Genomic DNA, 14579 nt, shown 5'->3' with positions numbered 1-14579 from the left:
ATGAATCTAGCTGGCTAGCATCGATCCCGTGATCACGATCGACCTGCCGTACACCGGTCACGTGTCCCCTGGATCGAATCCGCAACAGCGGGACGTCACCGGTGCCCGCATCATCAAAATGTCCGTCGGTGGAATGGACAACAATTGTTATCTAGTGCAGTGCGGTGCGACCGGGGCCGCACTGCTCATCGACGCCGCCAATGAACCCGACCGCATTATCGAACTCATCAACCAGGAAACGCCGGACCGCGTCGCCCTGGTCGTCACCACCCACCAGCATCGGGATCACTGGTGGGCCCTGGAAAAGGTCACCGCGGCCACCGGCGCGCCGACCGCCGCACATCCGCTCGACGCCGAACCTCTCCCGGTGCGCCCCGACCGATTGCTCGCCGACGGCGATCTGATCGAGATCGGCGAGCTGGCCTTCGAGGTGATCCACTTGCGCGGACACACTCCCGGCTCGGTCGCCCTCGCACTCGTCGACGGCCCGGGCGTGCACCTGTTCACCGGTGACTCGCTGTTTCCGGGCGGAGTCGGCCGCACCACCAACCCGGAGGATTTCACCTCGCTCTACACCGATGTCACGACGAAGATCTTCGACCGCTATCCCGACGACGCCATCGTCTATCCGGGTCACGGTGACGACACCACGCTCGGCACCGAACGTCCGCACCTGGACGAGTGGCGGGAACGCGGCTGGTAGGCCGAGGCCTCAGGCCGCCCGGTCACCGCGCGGATGCAGGCTCTCGAACATCCGCTCGCTGCTCTGCGCGCCGTATCCGTCGGCGACCTGGCGATCGACGAGATTCTTGATCGCGCCGATGACGTCCAGGTCGACGCCCGCGTCGCGACTGGCCGAAACGATGGCGTCCAGGGCGGCCTTGGTGAAATCCAAGGGCTGGAACGGTTTCGAGTAGTCGCCGGAGTCGATGGTGGCTCCGGCCCTCGGCAACGATCCGGTCATCGCGGCCAGCCAGCCCGATGCCCGGTGCCCGAAGTCCTCGGCCGACATGCCGATCGTGCGGACCATGGCGGCGCCGTGGTAGAAGCCCGCGAACATGGTGTACATCCCGGCGAGCAGGGCGAAGTCGACGAGTGCGGCCTGCCCGGCATCCGCGCCGAAATACTCGGCGCTGCCCAGTGATTCGAGAGTGGCGCGGTGGGTGTCGAAGACCGATCGTGAGCCGCTGTACAGCAGCGACGAGCCGGGCTGCCCGATCATCGGCGGGGTGGCCATGATGCCGCCATCGAGGAAGTCGATGCCGTGACTCGCGGCCCATTCGGCCAGTTCGCGCGAGCCGCGTGGATCGGTGCTGGTCAGATTCAGCAGTGCACGGTCGGCCAGGATGTCGGCCACCGGACCCAGCACCTCGTGCACGGAGCGGTGGTCGAGCAGGCACACCACCACGAGGTCGCTCGCGGCCACCGCTTCGGCGACGGTCCGCAGCGACTTCGCCCCTGCCGCAACCAGTTCCGCGTCCCGGCCCGCGCTGCGATTCCAGACCGTTGTCGGATGTCCGGCGCGTACGAAAGCTGTCGCAAGCGCCTGTCCCATCGCGCCGAGCCCGAGGACGGTCACCGATGTCGTCATCTATTCACTCCTGAACGTTTTCGAAGGGTCCGGCGCCGGAATCCATTCTCGACTCGCACTGTACAAAGGACAAGTACTTACAAATAGATCCAGTACTTACCAAAAGGTAAGCGCGGACAGTCGGTATCTGTCGGTGACGTACTCGCGGCTGATGACCTGGCAAACTTGGTGAGGTGAATTCGGCGTCCCTGGCCTCGGCTCCTGGATCCGCCCCGCCGCGCGCTGCCGGAGGCGGACTACTGCGCTGGGCTCGACGGCTGGTCACGGGCGCGATCTTGATGGGCGCGGTGCTGGTCGGCGGCACCGCATTCCGGGTGTGGCAGGTGGCGCGCATCGACGACTACGCCAAGGCCGATGCGATCGTGGTACTCGGCGCCGCGCAATACTCCGGCACACCGTCAACGGTTTTCGAGGCGCGACTCGACCAGGCCTACAAACTGTTCAAGGCCGGTGTCGCGCCCACGGTGATCACGGTGGGCGGTAAGCAGCAGGGTGATCTGTACACCGAGGCCGCCTCCGGCAAGAACTATTTGGAGGAGCGGGGGATACCCGCCGACCGGATTCTCGCGGTCGAAACGGGTTCGGACACACTGCGCAGCATCGAGGCGGTCGCGACGGCCATGAGCGCCCGAGAGATGTCGTCGGCGGTGCTGGTCAGCGATCCATGGCATTCGCTGCGCACCAGAACCATGGCCCGCGACGCCGGACTGGACGCATGGACCGCACCCACGCGCACCGGTCCCGCCGTCTACACCAGGGAGTCGCAGGCACACGGAATCGCCAGGGAGACCGGCGCTTTGCTCTGGTATCAACTCACCCACTTCTCGTCGGACTTCAAATACTCAGCGGGGCAGTGAGATCAGATGGGTCATCGCTATACGGAGCACGACCGCGAGCGCATGGTGGTCGAGGGCGCCAAGACCGCCGGACTCGGCCCGCCGCGCAGTGAATTCGAAACCGGTCACCGCACCGAATTCGCCCGCGACCGCGCTCGGGTGCTGCATTCCGCGGCCCTGCGCAGACTCGCCGACAAAACCCAGGTCATGGGGCCACGCGACGGTGACACCCCGCGCACCCGCCTGACCCATTCGATCGAAGTGGCGCAGATCGGGCGCAGTATCGCCGACGGTCTCGGCTGCGATCCGGATCTGGTCGATCTGGCCGGATTGGCGCACGATATCGGCCACCCGCCCTATGGCCACAATGGTGAGAAGGCCCTCGACAACTTCGCCGACGCGTTCGGCGGATTCGAGGGCAATGCGCAGAATCTGCGCATCCTCACCCGGCTGGAACCGAAGGTTGTGGATGCGGACGGGACCAGCGCGGGTTTGAATCTGACCCGCGCCGCTCTCGACGCGGCCATCAAATACCCTTGGGGCAGAACAGGTTCGGGCACCAAGTTCGGTGCCTACGATATCGACCTGGACCGCCTGGAATGGGTGCGCAAGAATGCGCCGGACGGGCGTAAGAGTCTCGAATGCCAGATCATGGACTGGTCCGACGATGTCGCGTATTCGGTGCACGATGTCGAGGACGGTGTGATCGCGGGGCGCATCGAATTGCGGGCCCTCGCCGATCCCGCGGAACAGACTGCCCTCGCCGAGCTCGGACACGGTCAGCACCCGTCGCTTTCGGTGGACGACCTCGTCGGCGCCGCCCAGCGGCTCTCCGAACTGCCGGTGGTATCCCAAGCCGCGTCGTATGACGGAACCCTCGCCAGTTCGGTTGCGTTGAAGCACCTCACGAGTGAACTGGTCGGCCGCTTCGCCACCGCCGCGATCATGGCGACCCGGGCGGTCGCCGGGGTACGCGCACTGTCCCGATATGCCGCCGACCTGGAGATTCCGCCGATCGTCGCCGCCGAGGTGGCGATGCTCAAGACGGTCGCGCTCCGCTATGTCATGTCCGATTCGGATCACAAACAGCGCCAAGCGGTGCAGCGCGAGCGGATTCTGATGGTCGCGAACCGGCTGCTGGCGACGGCACCGCACGGTGTGGATCCGCTGCTGCTGCCGTGGTGGCATGCCGCGACCGACGACACCGCGCGGGTCCGGGTGATCGTCGACCAGATCGCGTCGTATACCGAGAGTCGGCTCGAACGCATATCGCGGTCGCTGGCCGAATAGCCCGCTGGTTCAGACGCGTGACCAGCCGCTGGGCGTGTCGAGGCCGGACTAGCCTAGACTGACCGCCGTGGCCGGACGACTCCCTGATCGCGATATCGCGGCAATACGCGAACGCGTCCGGATCGAGGATGTGGTGGGGGAGTACGTCGCCCTGAAGCGCGCGGGCGCGGACTCCATGCGGGGCCTGTGCCCGTTCCACGACGAGAAGTCGCCGTCGTTCCATGTGCGGCCCAACCACGGCCTGTACCACTGCTTCGGCTGCGGTGAGGGCGGCGATGTCTTCGCCTTCCTGCAGAAGGTCGAGCACATCGGCTTCGTCGAGGCCGTCGAGCAGCTGGCCGACCGGATCGGCTATCAGATCAACTACGAGGGCGGCGGCACCTCGGTGCAGCGCGATCGTGGCACCCGGGCCAGGCTGGTCGCCGCCAACGCCGCCGCGCACGAGTTCTACATGGCCAAACTGCGCGAGCCCGAGGCCGAGGTGGCGCGCAAGTATCTGACCGACCGCAACTTCGACGGCAATGCCGCCCAGCAGTTCGGCTGCGGCTACGCCCCCGCGGGCTGGGATACGCTCACCAAACATCTGCTGCGCAAGGGTTTCGACGTCAAGGAGCTGGAGGCGGCCGGGCTGTCGAAGCAGGGCCAGCGCGGCCCGATCGACCGGTTCCATCGGCGGCTGCTCTGGCCGATCCGCAATCTCGGCGGCGACGTCATCGGCTTCGGCGCACGCAAACTCTTCGACGACGACACCATGCCCGGCAAATACATCAATACGCCGGAAACGTTGCTGTACAAGAAGTCTCAGGTGCTCTTCGGCCTGGACCACGCCAAGCGCGAGATCGCCAGGGGCCACCAGGCGGTGGTGGTCGAGGGCTACACCGACGTGATGGCCATGCACCTGGCCGGGGTGAAGACCGCCGTCGCCTCCTGCGGCACCGCCTTCGGCGACGAGCACCTCGCACTGCTGCGCCGCCTGCTCATGGACGACAACTTCTGGCGCGGCGAAATCATCTACACCTTCGACGGTGACGCGGCCGGACAGGCGGCGGCCCTGAAAGCCTTTGCGGGCGACCAGAAACTGGCCGGACAGACCTACATCGCCATCGCCCCCGATGGTCAGGACCCGTGCGAACTGCGCCAGCGTTCCGGCGACGGCGCGGTGCGCGATCTGGTGGCCCGGCGAACTCCGTTGTACGAGTTCGTGATCCGCGGCCTGCTCGCCGACCACAACCTGGATACCGCCGAGGGGCAGGTGGAAGCCCTGCGCCGGGCCGTACCGGTGGTCGCCCAGATCAAGGACAACGCACTGCGCAAGGCATACGCGACGAAACTGTCCGGATGGGTCGGCTGGGACGACATCCAGACCGTGGTGCGCCGGGTCGGCGAGGAAGCCAAACGCCACCGCAATGGTGGGCGTCCGGGCGGTCGTGGCTCGGTTGCCAGCGCGGCACAACCCAGTGCGGTCGTCGCCGAACACCCCGCCGCCCGTCCCAACCCGAACGACCCGACGCTGCTGCCGCAACGGCAGGCACTCGGCGCGGCACTGCAATACCCGGCAATGGCGGGCGCGGTCTTCGACTCGATCGAAACCGAGGCCTTCACCCATCCGGCCTACGCGGCCGTCCGCGCCTTGATCGCCGACGCAGGTGGCACCGCGTCCGGACTCGGCGGTGCGGAGTGGGTCAACGCCGTTTCCGACGGCACCGATGACCTGACCATGCGCGCGCTGGTCTCCGAACTGTCCGGCGAACAGATGCCGGTCAAGTCCGCCAACGACATTCCCCGTTTCGTCACCGGCGTCCTGGCCCGCGTCCAGGAAGCCTGGGTCGGCCGTCAGATCGCCGAACTGAAGTCGAAGCTGCAGCGGGTGTCCTCAACTGAGCAGGCCGAGGCCTACATGGCGCTGTTCGGTGATCTCGTTGCGCTGGAGCAGTACCGGAAAAGTCTCCTGACCCAGGCGATGGGCAATCACGACGATTTCGCGGCTGGCTGAGTAACTACTGCTGTGCGGTACCAGCGCTGGTGCGGCGTTTGGTTGACCTGGTGGCGGTTCGTTGACCCGGTCCTACCGCTGTTGCGGCGATCTCGTTACTGACCTTGGGTGTTTTCGGCGGATTCGGGTTTGTGTCGTGGCAATGTCCGGCTCGCAGATGCTGCGGCAGCCGAATCCACCGAATCGGCGGTGACGAGTGCGCGCCCAATGTCTGCCCGAGCATTCGGGCGAATCCGGCGCTCGACCGGTACCGCGCGAGCACCTGCGGTTGTCGACTGGTCTCGGGGCCGAAACCCAGTACCCGGCCAACGTTGATTCGGCAACCGCGCCGGAATTCGTCAGGTAGGCCACAGCGACCCAGCAGCACTGTGAGGGACTGACCTGGCGGTATGGCGGGTGTGGCATGAACTCAGTGGCGGCAGTGATCGGGCGATACGGGGATACGGGGGATGTCGCGGTGTAACACGGACCGGCGGTGTGGCAGTGACCGGGCGATACGGGGGATATCGCGGTGTGGCACGGACCGGCAGTGTGGCAGGACTTAGATGCACGCCACCGACGTCCATGCTGATCGTCCACGACAGCCGACGGCTGATCGGCAGGTGTTCCGGTCCGACTACGCGAACTCAGCGACGCAGCTGATCCTGCGGCACCAGAATCGTGGTCCGCTCATCCAACGGCACCATCGGCTCCAACTTCGCCCGGGTGCTGAGCTTGTCCGACAGCTTCTGCCTGCCGACGAGCACCAGCTTGCGTGTCACCGGACTCCCGGTCACCGCACGGGTAGCGGCACTGATCTGCTCATAGCGACCCCGCCCGGCCTTCGTCCCGAGCACGTAACCGGCCGCAACGCCGATGATCAACCGCAGCATCTCGTAGAGCTCCTCCCGAAGTACCTGTGCGCGCGGCTACCATCCTGCCCGACGCCCGGTACGCCTGTCGATCCGGATCCACCCCACCGCGCGCCACCCCCAGACACGCCGACACCCTCACATGTCTCCAGGTAGAGACGCGATTTGGGAACCCGCCAGCCGATACGCTAAAGTTTCTCCTCGGCCCGCCCAGTACGGACGAGCCACCCAGGATAATCCCCTATAGCTCAATTGGCAGAGCAGCCGACTGTTAATCGGCAGGTTTCTGGTTCGAGTCCAGATGGGGGAGCATTAAACGGCCCCTGACCAGCAGCTCAGTTTGCACGGTCGGGGGCCGCACTCGTATTCAACCCCCGAAACTCGCCAGAAAGTCTCCCAAAAGTCGGAGTCGGTCCTTCGGCCTCCTGCTCTTGCTCGGTGTGACCAAACCCGCCCATCACCGCATTGTGGATAACAGCCGCGGCCCCATGGTGCACACGGCCACGCGCCATGTACTTGCGCTGCGTCATCGCCGGATCAGCATGTTGCAGGACATCGGCGGTCACCCTGGCCGAAAGCCCTTCATCATCGAGGAGAACAGCGACCAGCTTCCGAAACGCGTACGGGCTGACATCGTCGGGAAGCCCCAAGGCCTCACGGACCCGCTGCCACTGGTGATTGACGTTCACCGGATCACGCAACGTCCAATCGAACGACGGAAAGATCAAATCCACGTCGTAGTCCTCGGGCGGAGGATTCTCGTGCTTGCGCAGCTGCATCTGTTCCCACCGCCGATCGAGTACCTCAACAGCAAAATCCGGTAGAGCGATCGTGCCCTGTGGATTCTTCGGGTCGTTGTCCTTGACCACCCGCACCAACCCCCGGCCCTGGACGCGGATCACTTTGCCGACCGTCTGAATAGTGCGCCGCTTGCGATCGTAGAACGGCCACGCGAAGCCCAATACCTGACTCGGACGCTGACCAACCGCACCCATGACCGCGATCAAGTCCGCGAGATCAGCACCCTCGCAGTACTCGGCCACGGTAGGCGGTGTGTAGGAACGGATTCCGCGCTTCTGCTCAGCCTTGGTCAACTTGCGTGGGCACGGCACCGTAGACCAATAGACCGACGCCAGAATGAAACACAGGTCTTCAATCCCGATGTACGCGGCACCGCCCGTACGGCCCTTCGCCTCCACGTTCTCCGGTATCTCGGCTTCCCGCACCGGGTTCACGCTCAGTGGCCCCCGCCGCACCGCGAAGCGGAACATCCCCGACAGCATCGACCGAGCGTTCAACATCGAACCGCGGCCATGGTTCGCTGCCACCCAATCCAGGAACGACTCTGCGGTACCCGTCGTGAACTCCTCCGGCCCGATACGCCGAAATCCATACTTGGCGACCAGCATTGCCGACCACCGGTCATACAGGCGCAATGTGTTCTCGGCGCGACCCTTCTTCACCAGGTAGGCCCGATACGCCGTCCACAGCTCCGCCACCGTTGTTCGAGCAGTTACTTCACCGCTGCCCTGATCAGGGGCAAGGATCGATGCAGCAGCACGGACAGCCGCCTCCGCACGACTCCCATCCTTGTCAGGTACTCGCCGCCCACGGCTGTCGAAGCGATCCGGAGACACCCGACTTACCCGACGCCGGCGGCCACTACGGTCACGAACCCACGTATCAGCCTCCCAATGCCCGGGACGTAACTCGGTCAACCTCACCGCACCCGGTACACCCAGCTCACGAGGGGGCCGCCCCGTTCTCGCCATGGCCGCTACTCATCCCCACCATCGGCCGGAATCGACTCCATCGCCAGGTGCAACGCCTGCACATCCCAAATGAATTGGCGGCCACGGCGTTTCGGCCTAGGCAACGCGAAGGGTGCCGAGCCTTCACGGTTCCACCGACGAAGAACCTCCGGATGGCACCGCACGATTTGGGCAGCCTCCTCCGTGGTCGCCCAACGCTGGCCATGACTCAGCGATTCCGCTTGAACTCTCATCGTCCCCACCTTCCCTATGCCGCTTCCTGGATTGCCGAAAGTTCTTGTGTCCCTGGCGGGTCCGTTATCAGGGCCTTCGCGGCGAGGTATTCCGGTTGCCAGATCGAGCGTTGAGCGACCGCGGACATGATCAGCTGTTCACGCCGAGGGACATCGGGATCGGTCGATTCGGTCAGGCGCACCACCCAGCGGCTGGCCTGTTCGGACTTGGCGACACCGACCGCGGCCAGGACTTGCCGAACGAATTCGATGCGATCGGCCTTGTGGTCGGGAAGTGTCTTGTTGCTCCACCGACGCGACACCAGCACCCGCCGACCGCGTAGGCCGAGGGTGTCTCGGCGGTGGGCTTTGCTCTTGCAGCGGCCCGGTTGAGTCTTGGCCTTCGCATTACGTGGGGCGATGCCGTAGCGCAGCCACACCGCACACGTGGGTGAGCATGGGGTGCGCTGCAACTCGTGATGCAGGCGCTCGTAGTGGCGACGGGTGCGTTCGTTCGGGGGATCGAGTACTTCGCCGATGGACTTGGTGAGGTACTTGGTCAGGTAGCCGATCAGCTTGCCCGCCTGCTGTCCAGCGAGCACCCCCTTGCCTTTGCCCGGGCGTACCGGGGCATGCTCCCCGTCGGCATCGAGGGTGGTGCCGTCATCGTCGTCGCTGATGTCCTTGGTGTCGGCTTGCACGCCCCAGCGGATCACGTGTGCGGGTTCGACATCGTCCATCTCATCCATCAGCGCGAGTGCGTCATCGAAACTCGGGAGCAGGTGCCCGGTATCGGGATCGGCGAAGGCGCCTGCCTGGTGATCCCAGATCGGCATGTGGTCGTCGGTGTAGACCTCGTGGTCGAAGTGCGGCCACCACACCTGGTGATAGGTCGCGGCCAACACCTGATTCATCAACTCGTGCGGATCGGTACCGCGGGCAGCGATATGGATGTGCGGGGCACCGCGACGCTGTGGTTCCACGACCGCGAAGTACTGCACATCACGGCCGGTCGCACGTCGCCAGTTCTGGACGTGCCGGTCGTAGAGCATCGGGAAGAACATCGCATCGCGGGCAGCGCGCCGGTAGTCGTAGGTCTCCGGATCGATCGGCGAACCGTCCCCGCACACTTCGCCCTTGCGGTTGACTGCGCCGTCTCGGTGGCAGCGACCATAGGACGGCAGCGTGTAGGTCCGGAACGTCGAGGGACGATGCTTACCGGCGAATTGCCGACCGATCGTGGCCTTGTCGACCTTCTTGCGTGGCAGGTTCGGCACATCCTGACGCCGCTTGGTCGAACGGGACCGGCGAGGCTTCGCCGCAGCGTCGATACCCGGAATCCTGCCCTGTATGCCCGACTCGCGCAGTTCCCGATCCAGATCGGCGATCACCTCCCGGAAGCCCTGCGCGGCATCCTCGTCGTCGGATTCGCGGGCAGCCTTATATTCGGCAAGCAGATCGGCACGAGCGGTCAGCAACGCTTTCTGATGGTCGGTCGGGGGCCGACGGTCGCTAACCGGTTCGTCTTCCATGTGCCAGCCCTCGCGGCATTGGGTGACCCGCAGAGCACGGGCCTTGGCCGCACATGCCGGGCAGTCCGATGCTCGGGTTGATTTGCATGCTGCGGCAACATATTTCGACTCACCAGTGTCGGGGTTGAACGCACGCATCGGGATCGGTTGCTTACACACACCCCACTTCTCGGCCGCCGCTTGGGCGATATCGACCAGGTTCGGCATGGCCCGCCGTTCCGCCGCGGTGACTCGTTCGAGAGCCGAGTCGGCCGCTATGTCGTTGGTGGGTTCTTCGGTGATGGTCTCGGTGCTCATGCTGCTTTCCCCTTACCCCAGCGGGCATCGTCGGCATGCAGTGCGATGACGTCGGCAGATGGATCCTGGTGGCGGAAAACGAGTCCCACGGTTCCAGGACCGACGATGGAGGCGTAGCAGTGTTCGGCGCCGAAGGCATGCGCCAGGCGAGTCGTGCGGTTCTCGTAGTCGGCGGGGCATTGACCGGCCAGCATCCGCACCTGTACACGGTCCCGGGTGTCGCCGATATCCACCGCAGCCAGGCGGGGCACCATGGTGCCATCGTCGTAGGTGACACTGAGCCCGCAGGCGGTGACGAATCTGGTCCAGTGGCGTCGGTAGCGCCACCAGATCAGGAACCGGACACGTGCCCGTCGAGATACCCACCGCTCGAAGGTCTCCGGATGCTTCGCACGCCAAAGCACCATCCCCGCGATGGACACCCCGACCACCACGACACCCACCGGCCAGCCCGTCACCACACCGAGGACCACGGCCAACATGAGCGGGATCGAGATCATCGGGAACAGCAGCGCCCACCACACCGTTACACCGACCGCGGCTATCAGGTACCAGACGGTGTTCAACACAGCCAGCCCGATCACGTCGAACGGATCATGTTGCGTCGTCTTTGTTTTCGTGTTCATGCCGCCACCTCGAACAGGGTCAGCTGACCGGTCGGACCGGTCAGATACGTGAGCAGTTGATGACCGATGTGCTCGGTATATGCGGGCGGAATCGCCTGCGATAGTTCGTCACCGTTCATCCAGTCGATTCCCATGGCCTCGGGGCCGCAGTAGGTGCCGATGTGCCCGGTCACCGAGACGTTCCAGCCTTGCTCCCACCGCTCCCGCCTCCTGGTCGTCGCCGTACGGACCACATGCGGAGAATGAGACGGAGCACGCAAGGCGACGTTGCTTTCGAATCGGCGATGCCGGTAGGTGCGCAGCCCGAACATGTTGCCGCACAGCGTGATCGAACGCGCCAAGTCCAGTGGTGCGGGCATCACGTTCTCGATGACGAACGGCAACCCCAGTCGCACCAGCGCCGTCCTGGTCGCCGCCACGAGGTCTGGATAGTCGCGGTCGGGATACAGCGCCGCCAACGGGCTGTATTTCTGGCACGGCGGGGAAGCGTGGACCGCGTCGAACTCATGGCCATGCTCGGCCACGAACGCCAACGCGTCCGCCCGATGGAACTCGAACGGGTACCGCGGTTGCGCCGCGATGTCCACTCCCACCACTTCGAAACCCGCCCGGTGATACCCCATCGCGCCACCACCGGCACAGCAGCACAGATCCAGCAGCCGCGGCCTCGTCGTCATCGCTTCACCGCTTGGTCGAACAGCGCGAGCTGGGTGGGCACCGGTGCCTTATCGATCCAGCGACGCCACATGTTGTCATCTGAATGCCGGTACACCACAGGCGTTTTCGCACCCTGAGGGGTCGTGAGCTTGGAGGCGTAGAGAGTGGCATCGGTGACATTGCGAGCCTTCGGAAGCGAGCGCACGGTTTCGCCGATCAGCACGCCCCACTGCACAGGCTTGCGGGCACTCATGCCGCCCACCCCCAACCAGGGTCGTCGTCGTCGATGTCGATGGCGTCATCCCAGCCGGGCGCGTCTCCAGTTTCCGCCAGCAGGCGCACCGCCACCGTGACCGAGTCCAAGCCACGGCGTTCGAGGTGGCAACGACGTGCCGAGCGCAGGTGAACAACAGCGTCGATGTCGTCGTCGCGGTCGAACCGGTCGATGTCGTCGATACGGCGAATGGTCATGGCAGAGCCTCGATTTCAGGGACGCCGCACACGGTGCAGGTGCGCGAACGAGTGGAGATGCCCAGCAGCCGTTTCGTGGTCTGCCCGGACTCCGGAAAGGTGTGGCCGCGGTCGGCGCAGATGGCGGTGGCCAGGCAGCCATCACAAAGCACCTTGTCGCCGTCGTAGAGCCAACCGACACCAGCGGAGTGAGCATTGATGTAGTGCACGGCCTGATTGACCGAGTCGAAGCAGATCGACTCACCCGCGTTCTCGGCGTAGATATCGCCGCAGCCGTCGCAGTAGATGACGACGTGGCATTCGGTGACGAACCCGCGTTTCATGCCGCCACCGGTCCTTCGTCGCCGAGGTCATCGGGATCGAAACCGCTGTAATCCTCCACAGGACCAGTGATTTTCGGTGCTGGAGAGTAGAGCTCGACAATGCGGTCGATCGCGTCATCAGAGACCCAGAACGCACGCACCCGCACGAACTCGGCGGTGCCGTCCTCACCGACGTAGCCGACACCGGGAGTGTGTTCGCTGATCCGGTCGCAGCGGGCACCACGATCACGCGCGCCCTGACCATGCACCATCGTCGTTTGTGTCGGCTCATCCAGACGCAACCCGACCCGGACCGGGAACAACTGCCGATTGGGCATCGTCTCCTTGGACGGGTCCTGAAGCGCGGCAACGACGCTGACCGCAGCAGCACGGCCCTGTGACAGCAGCAGGCCGGTCAGGCGCCGGAATTCCTGCTGTTCGTCACGCTCGGCATACGACGACAGGGACGCGGCCTCGTCAATGATGATCAGAATCAATGGCTCATCCACACTCGGTATGAGCTTGCGGATACCTGCGGATCGCATCCGGGCCAGCCGTTCACGCATCTCATCGACGGCTTCACGCAGCATCGTCAGGATGGTGGCGGTGTCGGTGGCGAACCTGGTGAACAGCCGATCTTCCCCAGCGCCGAATTCCGCGCCGCCCTTGGGATCTGCCAGCCGCACATCCACCAGGCCATCACGGATCGCGGGACCGATACCGGCGAGAATCGACCACAGCACCGAGCCCTTACCCGAGCCCGTGGCCCCAGCGAGCAGGATGTGCCCGTAGAGGACCCGCAGCCGCCAGACATCGAACGACTCGGTTACCCCGACCGGGACCGCCTCCAGGTCCACACCGTTGTGAACCACCTCCGACACCGTTGTCGGCGCGGCGAGGGTGTCGAACACCCGCACCTGGAGACGGACCCAGCTGGGTTCGGGTGACACCGCTGTCACCCTGGGAACACGCAGATAGGTGGCGAACTGGTCGAGTACCTCATCGTTGTTCCAGTCGGCCAGGGACTGGCCACCCAGCATCAGCACGTCCACGTCAAGGCCGTGATCGGTGTAGTAGTAGCTCTCGATGTAGGGGAATCCGCCCTCGATCGAACCGAGGCCCAGCGCGGCGAGCATCATGTTCGTCTGCGGCGGATCAGCCAGAATCGATACGGCTGTATCCAATCCGGGCGGTGCCTGCGCAGCGATATCAGCCGCGGTGACCCGACGAGGGCCAGCGCCGAGTGAGCGCATCCACAGCAGACCACCCGCCGCAGCGAACGCGCTACCCGACACCAGCAATGCAGTCGCCGACATCACCGAACCCCCTGTCCCGCAAAAGAATCCGTGCAGAACATGACGCACCCATCCGAACGCGGCGCAGGCGAAGGGATCGGCGCGGCCGGTTCACGACCCACTGTCAGCAGCAACGCCGTCGGCAGCACGAACAGCGTGGCGACCATGAGGATTCCCGCGAGCATCGGCCGCAGGAACAAGGTCTCGAACATCACGCCACCGCCTGACCGGGATGCTTGCCCAACTCACAGAACAGGCGGCAACCATTCGAGTCCGCCGGCGGTTGCGGTTGCTCGCAGAAAATCACGCAGTCGCCGTTGCGGCGTGGAGCAGGTTCGTCGCAGAACATCACGCACTCGGACGGGTCAACGGCGGCCGTAGCCATTGGAGCCGTCGACGTGATCGCCGCAACGAACACCACTCCCATAGGCAGCATCAATGCCTTCGACATCACGCCACCCCCGTCCGCAATTCGCGATCGAGCTTGACGACCCAGGCTTGAGCGACCGCGGCAACCTGGATCAACTCCATCCGCAACGCGATCGGGTCATCCTCGGCGAAGGCTTCGGCGATCTCTTCCATCAGAATGTGGCGGAAGGTGACCCGACCAGCGGCAGCAGCGGTAGCGCAGTGCCAACGCATCAGATCGGCGTACTCGGTGGCAGTGAGCTTGCCTCCCAAACCACCGAACTCGTCACGCGCCCACGCCGGACCCGTGCCATCAGGATGGTTCTGTTCACCCCAGCGCGCATCCTGGTTGGCGCGTTCGGTGAGGACTTCCGCCGAAATCCGGCGATCCTCGAGACTGATCAAGACAGACATTGCCCCTCCTATGGGCACATCCAATGAGTGAA

At 64.8% G+C, this 14579-nt stretch carries 17 protein-coding genes and 1 tRNA gene; 5 read left to right on the top strand and 13 right to left on the bottom strand.

Going from position 1 to position 14579, the window contains the following annotated elements:
- Positions 1-28: 28 nt before the first annotated feature.
- Positions 29-703, top strand: coding sequence for an MBL fold metallo-hydrolase (locus ACQP2D_RS33850; RefSeq protein WP_433679989.1), 675 nt, complete (start codon positions 29-31; stop codon positions 701-703).
- Between the two features lie 9 nt (positions 704-712).
- On the opposite strand, the gene ACQP2D_RS33845 is transcribed toward ACQP2D_RS33850, so the two are convergent.
- Positions 713-1591 (bottom strand): NAD(P)-dependent oxidoreductase, encoded by an 879-nt coding sequence (locus ACQP2D_RS33845; RefSeq protein ID WP_433679988.1) that lies wholly within the window; start codon positions 1589-1591, stop codon positions 713-715.
- A gap of 173 nt (positions 1592-1764) precedes the next feature.
- On the opposite strand from ACQP2D_RS33845, the gene ACQP2D_RS33840 reads away from it, so the two are divergent.
- The 3 genes from ACQP2D_RS33840 to dnaG all read left to right on the top strand — a co-directional run bounded on the left by ACQP2D_RS33840 (position 1765) and on the right by dnaG (position 5710).
- Positions 1765-2448: a YdcF family protein gene (locus ACQP2D_RS33840; RefSeq protein ID WP_433679987.1), complete on the top strand. Its 684-nt coding sequence runs from the start codon at positions 1765-1767 to the stop codon at positions 2446-2448.
- Between the two features lie 6 nt (positions 2449-2454).
- A complete protein-coding gene (locus tag ACQP2D_RS33835) occupies positions 2455-3717 on the top strand; it encodes a deoxyguanosinetriphosphate triphosphohydrolase (protein ID WP_433679986.1) in 1263 nt (420 codons plus the stop codon).
- Positions 3718-3784: 67 nt separating this feature from the next.
- On the top strand, positions 3785-5710 hold the full coding sequence (dnaG, locus tag ACQP2D_RS33830; RefSeq protein ID WP_433679985.1) for a DNA primase: 1926 nt from the start codon (positions 3785-3787) through the stop codon (positions 5708-5710).
- Between the two features lie 626 nt (positions 5711-6336).
- Here the strand turns inward: dnaG and ACQP2D_RS33825 are convergent.
- A complete protein-coding gene (locus ACQP2D_RS33825; protein WP_433679984.1) occupies positions 6337-6582 on the bottom strand; it encodes a hypothetical protein in 246 nt (81 codons plus the stop codon).
- A gap of 216 nt (positions 6583-6798) precedes the next feature.
- Between ACQP2D_RS33825 and ACQP2D_RS33820 the strand changes: the two genes are divergently transcribed.
- Positions 6799-6871, top strand: a tRNA-Asn gene (locus ACQP2D_RS33820).
- Between the two features lie 25 nt (positions 6872-6896).
- Here ACQP2D_RS33820 and ACQP2D_RS33815 read toward each other — a convergent pair.
- From ACQP2D_RS33815 to ACQP2D_RS33765, 11 genes are all read right to left on the bottom strand, one after another.
- On the bottom strand, positions 6897-8198 hold the full coding sequence (locus ACQP2D_RS33815; RefSeq protein WP_433679983.1) for a site-specific integrase: 1302 nt from the start codon (positions 8196-8198) through the stop codon (positions 6897-6899).
- A 382-nt stretch (positions 8199-8580) separates the two neighbouring features.
- Positions 8581-10374, bottom strand: coding sequence for a replication initiator (locus tag ACQP2D_RS33810; RefSeq protein ID WP_433679982.1), 1794 nt, complete (start codon positions 10372-10374; stop codon positions 8581-8583).
- Entirely contained in the window at positions 10371-11000 is a 630-nt protein-coding gene (locus tag ACQP2D_RS33805; RefSeq protein WP_433679981.1) for a hypothetical protein, read from the bottom strand. The genes ACQP2D_RS33810 and ACQP2D_RS33805 overlap by 4 nt, the downstream gene beginning before the upstream one ends.
- A complete protein-coding gene (locus ACQP2D_RS33800; protein WP_433679980.1) occupies positions 10997-11677 on the bottom strand; it encodes a DNA methylase in 681 nt (226 codons plus the stop codon). Before ACQP2D_RS33800 ends, ACQP2D_RS33805 begins: the two co-directional genes overlap by 4 nt.
- Positions 11674-11910 (bottom strand): hypothetical protein, encoded by a 237-nt coding sequence (locus ACQP2D_RS33795; RefSeq protein ID WP_433679979.1) that lies wholly within the window; start codon positions 11908-11910, stop codon positions 11674-11676. Before ACQP2D_RS33795 ends, ACQP2D_RS33800 begins: the two co-directional genes overlap by 4 nt.
- The gene (locus tag ACQP2D_RS33790; RefSeq protein WP_433679978.1) at positions 11907-12128 is read right to left on the bottom strand and encodes a hypothetical protein; all 222 of its coding nucleotides are present in this window, start codon (positions 12126-12128) and stop codon (positions 11907-11909) included. The genes ACQP2D_RS33795 and ACQP2D_RS33790 overlap by 4 nt, the downstream gene beginning before the upstream one ends.
- The gene (locus tag ACQP2D_RS33785; RefSeq protein ID WP_433679977.1) at positions 12125-12451 is read right to left on the bottom strand and encodes a hypothetical protein; all 327 of its coding nucleotides are present in this window, start codon (positions 12449-12451) and stop codon (positions 12125-12127) included. Before ACQP2D_RS33785 ends, ACQP2D_RS33790 begins: the two co-directional genes overlap by 4 nt.
- Entirely contained in the window at positions 12448-13746 is a 1299-nt protein-coding gene (locus ACQP2D_RS33780; protein ID WP_433679976.1) for an FtsK/SpoIIIE domain-containing protein, read from the bottom strand. The genes ACQP2D_RS33785 and ACQP2D_RS33780 overlap by 4 nt, the downstream gene beginning before the upstream one ends.
- A complete protein-coding gene (locus ACQP2D_RS33775; protein ID WP_433679975.1) occupies positions 13746-13937 on the bottom strand; it encodes a hypothetical protein in 192 nt (63 codons plus the stop codon). The genes ACQP2D_RS33780 and ACQP2D_RS33775 overlap by 1 nt, the downstream gene beginning before the upstream one ends.
- A complete protein-coding gene (locus ACQP2D_RS33770) occupies positions 13937-14176 on the bottom strand; it encodes a hypothetical protein (protein WP_433679974.1) in 240 nt (79 codons plus the stop codon). The genes ACQP2D_RS33775 and ACQP2D_RS33770 overlap by 1 nt, the downstream gene beginning before the upstream one ends.
- The gene (locus tag ACQP2D_RS33765) at positions 14176-14547 is read right to left on the bottom strand and encodes a hypothetical protein (protein WP_433679972.1); all 372 of its coding nucleotides are present in this window, start codon (positions 14545-14547) and stop codon (positions 14176-14178) included. The genes ACQP2D_RS33770 and ACQP2D_RS33765 overlap by 1 nt, the downstream gene beginning before the upstream one ends.
- Between the last annotated feature and the right edge of the window lie 32 nt (positions 14548-14579).

It is taken from the genome of Nocardia sp. CA-119907 (assembly GCF_050955995.1).
Classification (GTDB): Bacteria; Actinomycetota; Actinomycetes; order Mycobacteriales; family Mycobacteriaceae; genus Nocardia.
This window is presented reverse-complemented; position numbering and strand designations above follow the sequence as displayed.